We start from the raw sequence: 14582 nt of genomic DNA, 5'->3' as shown, positions 1-14582 counted from the left end.
GCGTCGGCGTCGTACACCTCCGCCTGGGAGAGCGTCGCCGCCCTCAACGACGGCATCGACCCACCCTCCTCCAACGACACCGTCAACCCCCGCTGGGGCACCTGGCCACAGACCGGCCAGCAATGGGCCGACCTCACCTGGTCCTCGGCCAGGACGTTGAACCGCGCCGACGTCTACTTCTTCGACGACGAGGACGGCATCGACATGCCCGCCTCCTGGAAACTCCAATACTGGAACGGCACCGCCTACACCGACGTCCCCGGAGCGAGTTCCTACGGCGTGACCAAGAACCAGTACAACACCGTCACCTTCCCCAACCTCTCCACCACCCGCCTGCGCGTCCTGCTCACCGCCACCGGAACCAGCTCCGTCGGCCTCCTCGAAGTCAAGGCCTACGGAAGCTAGCCCGGCCCGAACAGTCGTGAGCCCGGACCGGCACGGCCGGTCCGGGCTCCTCGTCATCGGATCCCTCAGGTGACGGTCACCACCGCCCTGGCGGTGACCGTCGTGCCGGTCACCCGGCCGGTGACGGTGAAGGTGCCGGGCCGGGCGTACTCGGCGGGGTCCACCGCGTCCCACGTCACGGCCGTCGAGCTGTCCCTGGAACCGTCGTTGAAGGTGGCCACCACGGTGGCGGGCAGCGAGGGGGCCCTGCCCGTCCCGGTGGTGACGGCCTCCTCGGCGATCGAGGTGATCGTCACCGCCGCGCTCGCCCGTACGTGGACGGTGGCCCTGACCGTCTCCCGCACGCCCTCGACCAGGCCGGTGACGGTGAAGGAGGTCCCGCCGGTCCGTACCTGCTCGGGAGTGACGGGCTGCCAGATCGCGGAGGCCCGCGCGCGGGTCCCGTCGGAGTAAAAGGTGTCCACCGTGGCGGGCAGCACCGGGAGCGTGCCCGCGAGGGTCGGCACGTGCACCGGCCGGACGCCGTCCGGCGGCACCGCGTACACCTTCCACTCCAGCAGCCCGAGCGAGCCCTGGCCCGCCTCCAGTTGCACGCGCAGCCGCGAGGTGGTCACCGTGTCGAAGGAGACGGTGTTGTAGGCGTCGGCCGCGACCGGGTAGGCGCCGGCGCCCCCGACGTCCTCGAAGGAGTCGCCGTCCCAGTACTGGATCCTCCACGACGACGGGACGCGCACGCCGCCGCCGTCGTCGAAGAAGTAGACGTCGGACTTGTTCACCCGCACCGGCGAGGGCCAGTCGAACTGCGCCCACTGCGTGCCCTGCTGCGGCCAGGTGCCCCAGCGCGGGTTCGTGGCGTCGTTGGAGGAGCGGGGTTCGAGGCCGTCGTTGACGGCGGCGATCCTCTCCCACGGGGAGGTGTAGGACGCGGTGGGCGTCGCGCTCTGCGCCACGTTCGCCTGCGCGCCCTGCTCGCCCACGTCGAGGGTCACGGTGGAGGCGGTGGTCGCGGCCCCGTCGGAGGCGGTCAGCCGCACCCGGTAGGTCCCCGCCTCGCTGAAGGAGACGGTGGTGCCCGTCTGGCCCTCGGGGTCGGAGAAGAACGCCTCACCCGGGCCGTCGACCATGCTCCACCGCGCGGTGAGCGCGCCGGAGGGCAGGCCGTCGTCCTTCACGACCGCGGTCAGGCGCGCCTGGCCCGGCCGGTTGACGGTCGGATCGGGTACGACCAGCACGTACGGAGCCCTGTCGCGCACCGAGGGCGCCCGCTCGCCGGTCGAGTGGGCCTGGACCTCCTTGAGACCGGTGGAGTGGCCGGGCCGGTGCGTGACCAGCACCCGCAGCTTCCGCGCCTTCAGGGAGGGGAAGCGCACCTCGTTGAGGTTGGCCCGGGGGTAGGTGGGCTCCCTGACCTGCCGGGGGACGTCCTTCCAGGTCGTGCCGTCCAAATGCTGCAGCGAGTAGAGGGCCGGTTCGCTGTGGCCGCCGGCTGCCCGGTCGTTGAGGAAGTACAGGTTCACCCGGTCGACGGGCCGTTCGGAGCCGAGGTCGACCTCCAGCCAGTCCTGCGGCCGGCCGGATCCCCTGGTGCTCCAGTGCGGCTCGTTGATCGTGAACCCGTCGGCCGCGCCGCCGGGCGTCCCGTGCGACGCCGCCGTCGCGCCCGTGACGAGGTTGGGGGCCGGTTCCTCCAGGTCGACCCCGGCCTTGCGGAACAGGTCCTCGACCCGCGCGTCCTTCAGGACGACCTCGGCGGGCGCCTTCAGGCGGGCCTTCTCCGCGTGCAGGACCGTGCCGCCCTCGACGGTGCCGGTCGCCGGGTCCCAGACGGCGTGGTCGAGCCCGGCGAGGGTCACCTCGCGCTTACCGTCGATGAAGATCGAATAACCTTCGGGGACGCCCCGGTAGTGGCTGGTGCCGTCACCGGGCCTGTCCCAGACGATCGTCAGGTCGCTGTCACGATATTTCACGTTGTTGACGGTGAAGTGGTCCCAGCCGATGTCCACCGGCCAGAGCTCGACCTTGTGGTCCGAGCGCGGGCGCAGGCCCATCACGTCCTCGATGACCGTCCAGTTGCTGCTGCCGAGGATCGTGTGGTGGATCCACGAGCGGTAGCCGATGGTCTTGGTGGCCGGGTCCCAGTTGGCCCAGAACTCGTTGGCGTCGGGATAGCGGGTGTCGCCGCCGACGAACTGCGACCAGGCGTTCCAGTACAGCAGCTGCTTGTACTGCTCCGCGGTGATGTGCGGCGAGGCGTACTGGCGCAGCGCCTTGGAGAACAGCGAGAAGTTGCGGGTCGAGTTGATCTGGGAGAAGTTGTTCGACCCCGGCTTGCCGGCCGCGGCGGCCTCCGCCTTGTCCTTCTGGTTGGCGGTGTAGGCGGGGAAGATCGGATACTCCGCCGGGTCGGCCCACAGGCGGAACGCCTCCCGGTATTTCGGATCGTCGGCGGGGACCAGCCCGGTGCTGAACGGGATGTAGTTGTTGGACTCCTTCCACGGGATCAGGGCGCCCGTCTGCAGGTCGCGGTGCTTGAAGACCTTGGCGTCGGCGTCCCACATGGTCAGCACGGCGCTCTTCACCTTCTCGGCGACGGTACGCATCCCGGCGGCCTTGGCCTCGTCGCCGATCAGCTGGTACGCCTGCGCCGCGGCCTGGGCGTTGGCGTAGACGTAGGCGCCCTCAAGTCGCTCGTTGGCCCGGTCGTGGTAGTGGAAGGAGACCGCGTCGGCGTCGTTGCCGGTCATCGCCTCCCAGTCGTACTCGATGACGCCGTTGCCGTTGGAGTCGTAGGCGGCGAGCTGCCCGTGGACGTCCTTCTCCGCGTACCTGGCGAGGTTGCGCAGGATGGCGGGCTGGCCGCCGTGGATCTGGTAGCTCTCCAGCGCCGACGCCGAGATGTACTGCGTGTAGCTGTTGCTCCAGTTCTCCGGATCGCCCGGGTTGTCGGTGTACTTCGAGTTGCGTGACGACTCCCCGGCCGACACCCACGGCCCGTAGGAGTAGATCGGGTCGCGGAGGTACTTCAGGTCCTGGACGAACATCGGCACCGTCAGCACGATCGCGTTGTTGTAGCCGAGCGCGCCCTCCACCGACGTCGGGAACTGGAAGTCGTTGCCCGGGATGTCGGCGTCGAGGAAGTTGAACCTCATCAGCCACCAGCGGTAGTAGACGAACTTCTTGATGTTCTCGTCGGGCACGTCGACGTAGGGCAGGTTCTCCGCCCACCAGGCGTTGTAGTCCTCCAGCTGCCGCAGCAGCGCCCTGCGGGGGGAGAGTTCCCGGTAGGCGTCGTACTCCCGGCGCGAGCCGGGCAGCTCCTCGGTGACGAAGCCCATCTGCACCTTGGTGCGCACGGTCGCGCCGGGCGCGACGGCGAGCGAGCCCCTCAGCGCCCCGCCGGAGACCTTGAGCCCGTCGCCGCTGAGCCGGGGGAAGACCGTGGTGAGCCGGTTCTTCGCGCTCACCACCCCGGTCAGCTCCCGGTCCCCGTCGGCGTTCCTCGCGTACGGCGAGGCGACCGTCACGTCCACCTCGCGCCGGGCCGTGCCGGTGTTGGTGACGTCCAGGGTGGTGACCGCGACGTTCTCGTGGGTGATGAACTTCCGCACGCTCACGGCCATCCCGTCACCGGTGTAGCGGCCGCTCCAGTGGCTGGGCGTCTGCAGCCGGTCGGCCACGACCTCGGTCAGCCCGCCGCCCAGGGAGACGGTGTAGGCGTCGCGGTTGTCGACGCTCTCCCAGTAGGCGACGCCGCCGCCGAACCCGATGACCGACGGGTCGTGCTCCTTCATGAACACGGCCCGGCCGCGGGTCATCAGCCACGGCCCCGCCGGGTCGTCGCCGGGACGGGCGAGCATGCGGTCGATCCAGTAGGAGTCCCCGCCCCTCTCCTTCTTGAAGATCTTCTTGAGCATGTCGCGGCTGTCGTAGGCCACGGGCTCGTCGGGAACGGAGTCGGCGCCGGTGAACACCGGCAGGCCGAGGCCGTCCCGGACCGCGGCGGGTGGCGAGGGGGTGGGCGGCGAGGCGGCGGCGGGTGGCGACGCCGCGAGCAGGCCGGAGGTCAGCGCTAATACCGCTAACCAGGACAGGTGCGTACGCACGGGATTTCCTCCCTGATCCGCGGCGCGGGCGTCGCGTTCCTCGCCCGGACGCCGCCTGGTGGGCGTGGGCGTGGGCGTTCCATGCCGTCGAGCGGCCCTGCGAACTAAAAGGTTTTCGGAAACGTAGAAGAAGCAGGGGTACATGTCAATGGATGTCGCCGCGCCTTCTCCGGACAAGAAAAGAAAACGATTTCGATCAGCGGCGGGAGGGGGGCCGACCCGGCCGCCCGCCGGGCGATGAAAGTTTCATCGGCGTCTCCCAGGGTGAAGACCGCGAGAGCTGACAGATCTTGACAGCGGTCATCACGTCGCGGACACTCGGGCACTGACTCTCCCGATCTCAGGGCCGCGCGGTCTCGTGGGAGTTGTTAACGTTAACAAAACAAGCAAATGATTGCTCGCAGCCCTCGATGGCTTCCACGGCCGCTCGTCGGCCGGTGCCGTCGGGTTCCTCGTGATGGGACCCCGCGAACCCCATCACGGACTTCGACGCCTGGACGTTCCGTGACCGGTGGCATCACCTGAAGGATCGATATGGGTACTAAACGGTTGATCATCGCCCTCGGTGCGCTGATCTCGCTCATCCTGACCCCGCTGCCGGCGGCCTCGGCCTCGGCCTCCGCCTCCACCTCCGCATCGTCCACCTCCGCGTCGTCGTCGGCTTCGTCGGCGATGGCCAAGACGGTCTGGATCCCCGCCCGCTGGACCAGCACGGGCGAGGTGCCGTGGGTCTCCTCCCGGACGAAGGAGTCGGCCAACTTCATCCTGCTGTGGGGGGATCGGTCCGGCACCGATCCGAAGAACGCGCCCTCGCAGTACCGCTTCGACCCCGACAACGTGCTCTCCCAGCTGGAGAGCCTGTACTCCTTCTACGTGAACACGATGAGGTTCACGCCGGAGACCGGGCTGCTCGCCCAGCACAAGATCATCGTCATCATCACCCGCACCTGGTCCAACGCGCCGCTGGACGCCTGGGCCACCGGCGGCTCGACCGACGGCAGGGTCGGCGTCATCAACATCGCGCCCGGTGCCGCGGCGCCCGGCTCGTGGGGTCTGGCGCACGAGCTGGCCCACGTCTTCCAGAACTACACCTTCCTCGGCAGGTCGGGGTACGGGTTCACCCACCCGGGCTCGGGCACGTTCTGGGAGGCCAGCGCCGAGTTCATGGCCATGCAGGTCTACCCCAGGACGGCCGCCGGCGACCTGACCCGGTTCATCCGCACCGAGAACCTCGCCTACAGCAGCAGCCGTCACCACTACGGCGCCTGGATGCTCCTGCAGTACATCAAGGAGCGCGACGGCCTGGCCATGTTCAACCGGATCTGGAACGAGGCGCGGAGCGACGAGCACCCGCTGGAGGTCTACCGGCGCATCAGCGGCATCACCCAGGCCGAGCTGAACCGCCGCATGGGGGAGTACGCCCAGCGCAACGTCACCTGGGACTACGCCAACCGCGCCGACTTCATGCCGTTCGTCAACAGCCTCTACCCGTTCATCACCGCCTACAACGGTGTCCCGGTGGAGAAGGTCTCCCAGCACTACCGCATCTCGGACGCGCTGGCCCCCTCGGACTACGGCTACAACAAGATCAAGCTCGTCCCCAGCAGTGACGGCGCGCTGATCCGGCTGCGGTTCAGGGGCCACGTCAACACGGCCGCGCAGTCGGGCTGGTCGTACGGGTTCGTCGCGGTGCGGAACGGAACCCCCCGGTACGGCCCGATCCACAGCTCTTCCAACGGCGAGGTGACCTTCCAGACGCAGGCCGGCGAGAAGGACGTCTACCTGGTGGTCACCGGGGCCCCCGGGACCGTGCACAAGTACGCGTTCCTCGACGGCTACCCCCGCAACTACCGCTACCCGTACGAGTTCCGCCTCCAGGGCGCGACCCCCTCCGGCCACGAGCCCGGTTACGTCCGCCCGGCCGCGCCGGGCAACGGCCGCTGGCACTCCAACGGCGGCGGCTGGGTCGACAACCGGGCCAACGTCCCCGCGAGCGCCTACGTCGGCCCGCGTGCCGCCGTCTACGGCAACAGCACGGTGTCGGCCAACGCCCGCATCGAGGACCTGGCCTGGGTGAACAGCGGCGCGACCGTCACCGGCAAAGCGGTCGTCAAGAACAACGCCCTGGTCCAGGGCGGTGCGAACCTGAGCGGTTCGGTGGTCGTGGGCGGCGACGCCGAGCCCGGCATCGCGTGCGGTTCGGGCACGTACCTGATGTTCAGCCCCGACCGGGGCTGCGACGGAAGGGGCGGCGAGACGGACGTCAACCCGCCCCACCCCGTCTTCACCGACGCCGACCTGGCCTTCGGCGGCGGCGGCGACCCCGACCCCGACCCGACGCCGGTGAACCTGGCGCGGACGGCGACCGCCACCGCCTCCTACACCTCCCCGTGGGAGAGCGTGGCGGCGATCAACGACGGCATCGACCCGCCGAGCTCGAACGACACGGCCAACCCCCGCTGGGGCACCTGGCCGAACACCGGCGAGCAGTGGGCGGAGCTGACCTGGTCGTCGGCGCAGACGCTGAAGTCGGCCCAGGTGTACTTCTTCGACGACGGCGGAGGCGTGCGCGTGCCCGCCTCCTGGAAGCTCCAGAGATGGACCGGCAGCGCCTACGCCGACATCGCCACTACCTATCCGACCGCCGCCAACGGCTACAACACGGCGACCTTCACGCAGGTGAGCACCACCAGGCTGCGCGTCGTGCTGCAGAGCGGCCAGGGCTCGGTCGGGCTCCTCGAAGTGAAGGCCCTCGGATGACCGAAGCCTGATCGCCGGCCGCGCGGGCGCGGAGGGGCCACCCGGATCGCCTCTCGGCGGGGGCGTCCGGATCGCCCGCCGCACCCGCGCGGACGCGGCGGATCCACCGGGATCGCTGTCGCGCCCGCGCGGACGCGAGGTCCGCCCGGATCGCCTTCCGCGCCCGCGTGGCACGCCGGCCAGGACCGGCGTGCCGCGCGGGGCCCCGGTCGAGGCGCGCGGGCGTCGTCTCAGGTGAGGGTGACCCCGGTCGAGGCGCGCGGGCGTCGTCTCAGGTGGGGGTGACCCCGGTCGACTCGCGCGGGACCAGCTCGCACGGGACCGTCCGCACCCCGCCCGGCGGCGGTGACCCGGCGATCGCGTCCAGCAGGTGCCCGGCCGCGACCCGGCCGATCTCGCCCAGGCACATGTCCACGGTCGTCAGGGGCGGCCTGCTGCCCAGCGCCATCGGCTCCCAGTTGTCGAAGCCCACCAGCGCGACGTCGGCGGGGATGAGGCGGCCGCGCTCGCGCAGGGTCTCGGCGGCGCCGCGCGCGATCTGGTCGCTGCCGCAGAAGATCGCGTCGAGTCCGGGCTGGGCGCGAAGGAGGATGTCGGCGCCCTGCCGCCCCCACTCCTCCGACCAGTCCCCGAACAGCGGCGCGCCGGCGGGCTCGACGCCCGCCTCGCCGAGCGCCCGCGACAGCCCCGCCGCGCGGAGCCTGGCCGCCTCGAACCGCTCGGGCCCGGTGACGTGGCCGATGCGGACGCGGCCGGTGGCGAGGAGATGCCTCGCGGCCAGCACGCCGCCGCCGAGGTCGTCGGGGATGACCGAGATGTCGGCGGGCTCGGTGGAGCGGGTCATCGCGTACACCACCGGCACCGGCAGGTCGGTGCCGATGCTCCGGCGGGACTCGGTGCGCCGTCCGGTCACGATGAGGCCCTCGACCCGGCGCGCGAGGAGCCGCTGGATGTAGTGCCGCTCGCGGATGGGGTCGTCGCGGGTGTCACACATGAAGACGGAGATCTGGCCCGCCCCCAGCGCGTCCTCCGCGCCGAGCATGACCGGGATGCCGAAGCGGCCGAAGCTGTCGCCGGTGACCAGGCCCACGGTGTAGGTGCGGCCGGCCAGCAGGCCCTGGGCGAGGGTGTTGGGGTGGAAGCCGAGCAGCTCGGCCGCGGCCGTCACCCGGGCCCTCGTCTCGTCGCGCATCCTGCCGCGGCCGTTGAGCGCCTTGGACGCGGTCCCGATCGACACGCCCGCGGCCGCCGCGACCTCCCTGATCGTGACCGCCTTCCCGAGCCCACCGGCGGGATTGGACAACCGTTTTCCTCCTTGGCTCGGACCGTATCCCGGATGCCAACCACTCTTCAACAGGGGAGACGTTAACCCTTGACCCGTGTTGTGTCACACCTTACCTTCGGCTTGAGAAAACCTATTCTCTGTTTTCCGGCAGTTTTCCGTTTGCGGTTCTCCGTTTCCCGCTCGGCGTGAGGAGCTCGATGGGTGCCTTCCACGAACAGGTCCGCGGCCCCGCCGTACCGACACCGGGATCCAGGGCGGTGCGGCGCCCGCTGGGGGTCGGCGAGGTGGTGATCACCGGTGGTCCGCTGGGCCGCTGGCAGGAGGTCAACCGCGCGGCGAGCATCCCGCTCGGGCTGGTCCAGATGGAGCGGGCGGGCAGCCTGCCCAACCTCAGGCGTGCCGCCGGTGAGGAGGAAGGGGAGTTCCAGGGCTACCGCTTCCAGGACTCCGACCTCTACAAGCAGCTGGAGGCGGTGGCCTGGGAGCACGGCAGGGCGCCCGCCGCCGGGTACGAGGAGTTCGTCGACGAGGCGGCGCGGGTGCTCGCCGCCGCGCAGCGCGCCGACGGCTACCTCAACTCCCACTACCAGGTGGTCAAACCGGACAAAATCTACGCCGAGCTCGAATACAGCCACGAGATGTACTGCGCGGGCCACCTGTTCCAGGCCGCGGTGGCCGCGGCCCGCGTCGGGGTGGGCGAGGAGCTGGTCGCCGTCGCCCGGAGGTTCGCCGACCACCTGGTCGAGGTGTTCCTGCGGGGTGGCCACGACGGCATCGACGGGCACGCCGAGGTCGAGTCCGCGCTGGTGGAGCTCTACCGGTTGACGGGGGAGCGCTCCTACCTGGAGCTGGCCGGGAAGCTGATCGACAACCGGGGCAAGGGGCTGATCAAGGACAGCGGCATGGGCCCCCTGTACGCCCAGGACCACCTGCCGGTCAGGGAGGCCGACACCCCGGTGGGGCACGCCGTGCGCCAGCTCTACCTGGAGGCCGGGATCGTCGACGTCTACCTGGAGACGGGCGACGAGTCGCTGCTGGAGTGCTCGGTGCGGCGCTGGGAGGACATGGTCGCCACCAAGACCTACCTCACCGGCGGCGTGGGCTCCCGCCACGACGGCGAGGCGTTCGGCGAGCGCTACGAGCTGCCGCCGGACCGCGCCTACAACGAGAGCTGCGCGGCGATCGCGAGCGTCCACTGGAACTGGCGGCTGCTGCTGGCCACCGGAGAGGGACGCTACGCCGACCTGATCGAACGCGTCCTCCACAACGCGCTGGCCGCCTCCACCTCGGCCGACGGCGTCCGGTTCTTCTACGTCAACCCGCTCCAGCGCAGGAACGACCTGGTCGAGGACGCCTACCTCGGGCGGCGGCGCGACTGGTTCGCCTGCGCCTGCTGCCCGCCCAACATCATGCGCACGATCTCCTCCCTGGGCCACTACGTCGCCACGAGCGGCGACCGGGAGCTCGTCGTGCACCAGTACGTGCCGGGGACCATCCGCTCCGGCGGGTTCGAGCTGTCGGTCGCCACCGACTTCCCGTAGGACGGCAGGGTCGTCCTCACCGTCGAGCGGGCACCGGAGCGGGAGTGGGCGCTTCGCCTGCGCGTCCCCGCGTGGAGCACCGCCACCGTCGTGGACGGGCTGCCCGCCGCCCCGGACGGCGACGGGTACGTCACCCTGGAGCGCCCCTGGCGTCCCGGCGACACGGTCGAGCTCGGCCTGGACCTGACGCCCCGCCTGGTCCACCCGCACCGGCGGATCGACGCGGTGCGGGGGAGCGTCGCCGTCGAGCGGGGGCCGCTCGTCTACTGCTTCGAGCAGGTCGACCAGGGTGTCGACGTCGAGGAGCTCGCGCTGAGCCCGCGGACCGAGCTGCGCGTGCTCGACAAGGACGACCTGCCCGGCGTCGGCAGGACCGTCCTCATCGAGGCCGACGCCCTCGCGGTCACCCAGCCCGCCGGCGGCCTGCCGTACGTGACCACCCCCCCAGACCACCTCGCGACCAGCACGCACGTGACCGCCACCGCCGTCCCCTACTTCCAGTGGGACAACCGTGACGGCGGCGCGATGCGGGTCTGGCTCCCCCTCGCGTAAAGGAACGACGACCATGAGAAGACGAGAGCTGTTCAGGATGGGCGGCCTGGCCGCCCTCGCGGCGGCCGCCGGGGCCTGCGGCGGCGACGGCGGCGGGAGTTCGGCGGGGAAGGTCCGGCTGCAGTTCATGTACTGGGGCTCGACCTTCGAGAAGCAGGCCGTCGACAAGATGCTCAAGGCCTACGAGAAGCAGCACCCCGGGGTGCGGGTCGACCCGCTCTACACCCCCGACGAGTACGACGTGAAGCTCAACACCCTGATCGCCGGCGGCCGGGTGCCCGACGCCGGGTACGTGCCGATGTCGATGTCCTTCCGCCTCGCCGAGCAGGGCAAGCTGGTCAACCTCTTCCCGTACCTGAAGAAGTATCCCCAGCTGGCCGGATACCTGCCCGACGCCTACCTCTGGTACGGCCGGGACAGGTTGCACGGGCTGGCCACGGCGAACGAGGTCGAGCTGCTGTGGTTCAGCAGGTCGGCCGCCGCGGAGGCCGGGGTGACCCCGCCGGTGCGGGCGGCCGAGGCGTGGTCGTGGGACGAGATGGTGCGGAACGCCTACAAGCTCACCGTCGACCAGGGCGGTAGGCACCCCGACGAGGCCGGTTTCGACCCCAAGCAGATCAAGCAGTTCGGCATCTCCAGCAGCATCACCTACAGCGCCGCCTGGTACCCCTTCCTGCGCAGCAACGGCGCCGACTTCGCCGACGAGGCGGGCACCAGGTGCACCCTCGACAGCCCCGAGGCCATCGAGGTGTTCCAGAACCTGCAGGACCTCGTCTACAAGCACCGCGTCGCGCCCGGCCCCGGCCAGCTCGCCGCGACCGGCGACGACGTGCCCGGCACCAACATCCTGCTGAAGACCAAGCGCGTCGCGATGGTCGTCGACGGCCACTGGAGCCTGCTCGACATGAACGAGAGCAAGGTCGACTACGGCATCGGCGTGCTCCCGAAGTACGGGGAGCCGTTCACCACTACCCAGGTCGCGGGCGCCTCGGCCATCTTCGCGGGAACCAAGCACGAGCGGGAGGCGGTGGAGCTGTTCGCCTTCCACAACGACCCGCGCTACGTCGACCTGTTCAAGCAGGGCCTGTGGATGCCGCAGGAGAGGAAGTACTACGAGGACCAGGCGGCCATCGATGCCTGGACCAGGAACGACGCGCACCCGCCGGAGTTCAGGACCGCGGTCGTCGACTACACGCGCGAGCACGGGGTGCCCGACATCCGCAACCGGGTCAAGAACCTGTCGGCGATCTCCAGCGACGTGCTCACCCCCGCCCTGCAGGAGATCGAGTCCGGCAAGCGCCCGGCGGGCGAGGTGCTCAAGGAGGTCGCCCCGAAGATCACCGGCATGCTCCAGGGGTGGCACCACACCCAGGCCCTGTGATGGCCCGGCTCCCCGGCGGGTCCGGACGGCCCTCGGGCCCGGTGAAGCCCCGGCTCCCCGGCCGCCGTACGCCTGAACGGGTTAAGCCCCGGCTCCCCGGTCGCCGCACGCCTGAACGGGTGAAGCCCCGGCTCTCCGGTCAGCGCAGGCTCGAACGGCGCTGGGGACTGCTGATGGCGGTCCCGGCGGTCCTCGGTTTCGTCGTCTTCACCGCCGGTCCGATGGTCGCGTCGCTGTTCTTCAGCCTCACCGACTGGCAGATCGGCGGCACCCCCTCCTTCGTCGGAGCGGACAACTACACCGCGATGCTCGACGACGAGCTGTTCTGGAAGTCGCTGAGCGCCACCACCTACTACACCCTCGGCGCCGTCCCGCTCGTCCTGATCGTCAGCTTCGCGGTGGCCATGCTGCTCAACCAGCGGGTACGGGGCCTGTCGCTGTGGCGGACGATCTTCTACCTGCCGACGCTGGTCCCCGCGATCGCCAACGTGGTCCTCTGGATCTGGATCTTCAACCCGGACTTCGGGCTGCTCAACTCGCTGCTCCGCCAGGCCGGCCTGCCCGGCTCCCAGTGGATCTACGACGAGAACACCGCCATCCCCTCGCTGATCATCATGAGCACCTGGGGCTTCGGGAACACCATGGTGATCTTCCTGGCCGGGCTCCAGGGCGTGCCCAGGCACCTGTACGAGGCGGTGTCCATCGACGGCGGCGGGCCGCTGCGCCGCTTCTGGCACGTGACGCTGCCGATGATGACGCCGACCATCTTCTACAACCTCGTGGTCGGCGTCGTCGGCACCTTCCAGGTCTTCAACCAGGCCTACGTGATGACCGAGGGCGGCCCCAACCACTCCACCCTCTTCTTCGTCTACTACCTGTTCCGCAAGGCGTTCACCGAGAGCGAGATGGGCTACGCCAGCGCCCTGGCGTGGGTGCTGTTCATGATCATCATGGTGGTCACCTTCCTGCTGTTCCGTAACGCCCGCCGATGGGTCTACTACGAGATGGCCGGTGCCCGATGACCACGCTGACCGCCCCGGACAAGCCCCGCGTCGGGAAAGTGGCGCCCACCGCCGGGCTGCGCAAACCCAGGAGGTACGGCAAGGCGCTCGTCTACCTGGCCCTGCTCGCCGGTGCCGTCCCGACCCTGCTGCCGTTCGTCTGGCTGGTCCGCAGCGCCCTCATGCAGGACGGCCAGATGTTCGTCGCGCCGCCCGAGTGGATCCCCGACCCCTTCGAGTGGGGCAACTTCGGCGGCGCGCTCACCGCCCAGCCCTTCGGCCGCTATCTCCTCAACACCGTCGTCATCGCCGTGGTCAGCGTCCTCGGCACCGTGCTCACCTGCTCGATCGCCGCCTTCAGCTTCTCCAGGCTCCGCTGGCGCGGGCGCGACGTCGTGTTCGCGGTCCTGCTCAGCAGCGTGATGCTGCCCTACGCGGTCACCCTCATCCCCACCTTCGTGATGTGGCAGGAGCTCGGCGCGCTCGACACGATCCTGCCCCTCACCGTGCCGAGCTGGTTCGCTGGGGCGGGCGGCGGGGTGTTCAACGTGTTCCTGCTCAGGCAGTTCTTCCTGACCATCCCCTTCGAGCTGGACGAGGCCGCCTACATCGACGGGGCCTCGCCCTGGAGGGTGTTCTGGACGATCGTCATGCCGCTGTCGAGACCCGCGATCGTCGTGGTCACCATCTTCACCTTCATCGGCACCTGGAACGACTTCCTCGGCCCTTTGCTCTACCTCCAGAACGAGGAGAACTACACCCTCTCCCTCGGCCTGGCCTCCTTCCAGAGCATGTACATCACCCAGTGGGGATACCTCATGGCGGCCTCCGCCGCCGTCATCGCCCCGATCATCGCGCTCTTCTTCTTCCTGCAGCGCTACTTCATCGAGGGCGTCACCCTCACCGGCATCAAGAACTGAGGCTCCTTCGGAGGCCTTCGGAGGCTTTCGGGGGCTTTCGGGGACGGAGGGGGCGGAGGGGGCGGAGGGGGCGGCCCCCTCCGTCCCCCGCCGGTCAGGTGCCCGGCGCGCCCTCCTTCCAGGCGTCGGCCCACCCTCCCTGCACCATGGTCTGGAAGACCCACCGGCCGCCCGACCTCACCAGCAGGTCCGCGTAACGCATGTCGTAGGCCTCGCCGCCGACGGTCATCGTCGCGTCGGTGACCACGACGACCAGGTTCGCGGTCAGGAAGTGGGACGTGCGGACCGACTCCATCGTGAGGTCGCCCGGCTCCCCGCCCCCCATCACCGCGGCCATCGTGCTCGTGAACCGCTCCCTCGTCCACCGGTCGGCCAGGCCGTCGCCGTCGGGGCCGTCGGTCACCACGTTGAGCGGGAACATCGCCATGTCCGCCATGCGCTCGACGTCGACCTTCGCGCTGTGGGCGTCGTACTCGGCGAACCACGCCTCGACGCTCGCCCTGTCCTCCGCCGTCGGCGTGAAGGCTCCGCCGGACGGGAATCCCTGGACTTCTGACACGCTTTCCGCCCCTTCGTCGATGACGCGTCCCACCGGCCCCTCGTTCCGCCACCGTGACGGCACGGAACACCGCCC

General features: G+C 70.0%; 10 protein-coding genes and 1 pseudogene. 8 read left to right on the top strand and 3 right to left on the bottom strand.

Annotation, left to right across the window (positions count from 1 at the left end; translation table 11 throughout):
- The coding region (locus tag ACFYWM_RS41945) for a discoidin domain-containing protein (RefSeq protein ID WP_389926564.1) at window positions 1-405 on the top strand (405 nt) is incomplete at its 5' end.
- A 65-nt stretch (window positions 406-470) separates the two neighbouring features.
- Here the strand turns inward: ACFYWM_RS41945 and ACFYWM_RS41940 are convergent.
- Window positions 471-4508, bottom strand: a complete 4038-nt coding sequence (locus ACFYWM_RS41940; RefSeq protein ID WP_389926561.1) for an Ig-like domain-containing protein — start codon at window positions 4506-4508, stop codon at window positions 471-473.
- Window positions 4509-5042: 534 nt separating this feature from the next.
- Here ACFYWM_RS41940 and ACFYWM_RS41935 point away from each other — a divergent pair.
- Complete coding sequence (locus ACFYWM_RS41935; protein ID WP_389926558.1) at window positions 5043-7268, top strand: DUF6055 domain-containing protein; 2226 nt, start codon at window positions 5043-5045, stop codon at window positions 7266-7268.
- Window positions 7269-7539: 271 nt separating this feature from the next.
- Here ACFYWM_RS41935 and ACFYWM_RS41930 read toward each other — a convergent pair whose 3' ends face one another.
- On the bottom strand, window positions 7540-8571 hold the full coding sequence (locus ACFYWM_RS41930; protein ID WP_389926555.1) for a LacI family DNA-binding transcriptional regulator: 1032 nt from the start codon (window positions 8569-8571) through the stop codon (window positions 7540-7542).
- Between the two features lie 179 nt (window positions 8572-8750).
- Here ACFYWM_RS41930 and ACFYWM_RS41925 point away from each other — a divergent pair, with 179 nt between their 5' ends.
- The 6 genes and pseudogenes from ACFYWM_RS41925 to ACFYWM_RS41900 all read left to right on the top strand — a co-directional run bounded on the left by ACFYWM_RS41925 (window position 8751) and on the right by ACFYWM_RS41900 (window position 13948).
- Window positions 8751-10094 carry a glycoside hydrolase family 127 protein gene (locus ACFYWM_RS41925; RefSeq protein WP_389926553.1) on the top strand — a complete coding sequence of 448 codons (1344 nt, stop codon included), beginning with the start codon at window positions 8751-8753 and terminating at the stop codon, window positions 10092-10094.
- Window positions 10095-10109: 15 nt separating this feature from the next.
- A pseudogene (locus ACFYWM_RS41920) lies at window positions 10110-10265 on the top strand (hypothetical protein); the annotation flags it as partial.
- A 6-nt stretch (window positions 10266-10271) separates the two neighbouring features.
- Window positions 10272-10646 carry a hypothetical protein gene (locus ACFYWM_RS41915; RefSeq protein WP_389926576.1) on the top strand — a complete coding sequence of 125 codons (375 nt, stop codon included), beginning with the start codon at window positions 10272-10274 and terminating at the stop codon, window positions 10644-10646.
- Between the two features lie 13 nt (window positions 10647-10659).
- Complete coding sequence (locus tag ACFYWM_RS41910; RefSeq protein ID WP_389926550.1) at window positions 10660-12027, top strand: ABC transporter substrate-binding protein; 1368 nt, start codon at window positions 10660-10662, stop codon at window positions 12025-12027.
- Between the two features lie 119 nt (window positions 12028-12146).
- Window positions 12147-13049 (top strand): carbohydrate ABC transporter permease, encoded by a 903-nt coding sequence (locus ACFYWM_RS41905; RefSeq protein WP_389926547.1) that lies wholly within the window; start codon window positions 12147-12149, stop codon window positions 13047-13049.
- On the top strand, window positions 13046-13948 hold the full coding sequence (locus ACFYWM_RS41900; RefSeq protein WP_389926544.1) for a carbohydrate ABC transporter permease: 903 nt from the start codon (window positions 13046-13048) through the stop codon (window positions 13946-13948). Before ACFYWM_RS41905 ends, ACFYWM_RS41900 begins: the two co-directional genes overlap by 4 nt.
- 94 nt (window positions 13949-14042) lie before the next feature.
- Here the strand turns inward: ACFYWM_RS41900 and ACFYWM_RS41895 are convergent, their stop codons facing one another.
- A complete protein-coding gene (locus ACFYWM_RS41895; RefSeq protein WP_389926541.1) occupies window positions 14043-14507 on the bottom strand; it encodes a nuclear transport factor 2 family protein in 465 nt (154 codons plus the stop codon).
- Window positions 14508-14582 lie beyond the last annotated feature (75 nt).

This window comes from Streptosporangium sp. NPDC002721, from assembly GCF_042888905.1.
Lineage (GTDB): Bacteria > Actinomycetota > Actinomycetes > Streptosporangiales > Streptosporangiaceae > Streptosporangium.
This window is presented reverse-complemented; position numbering and strand designations above follow the sequence as displayed.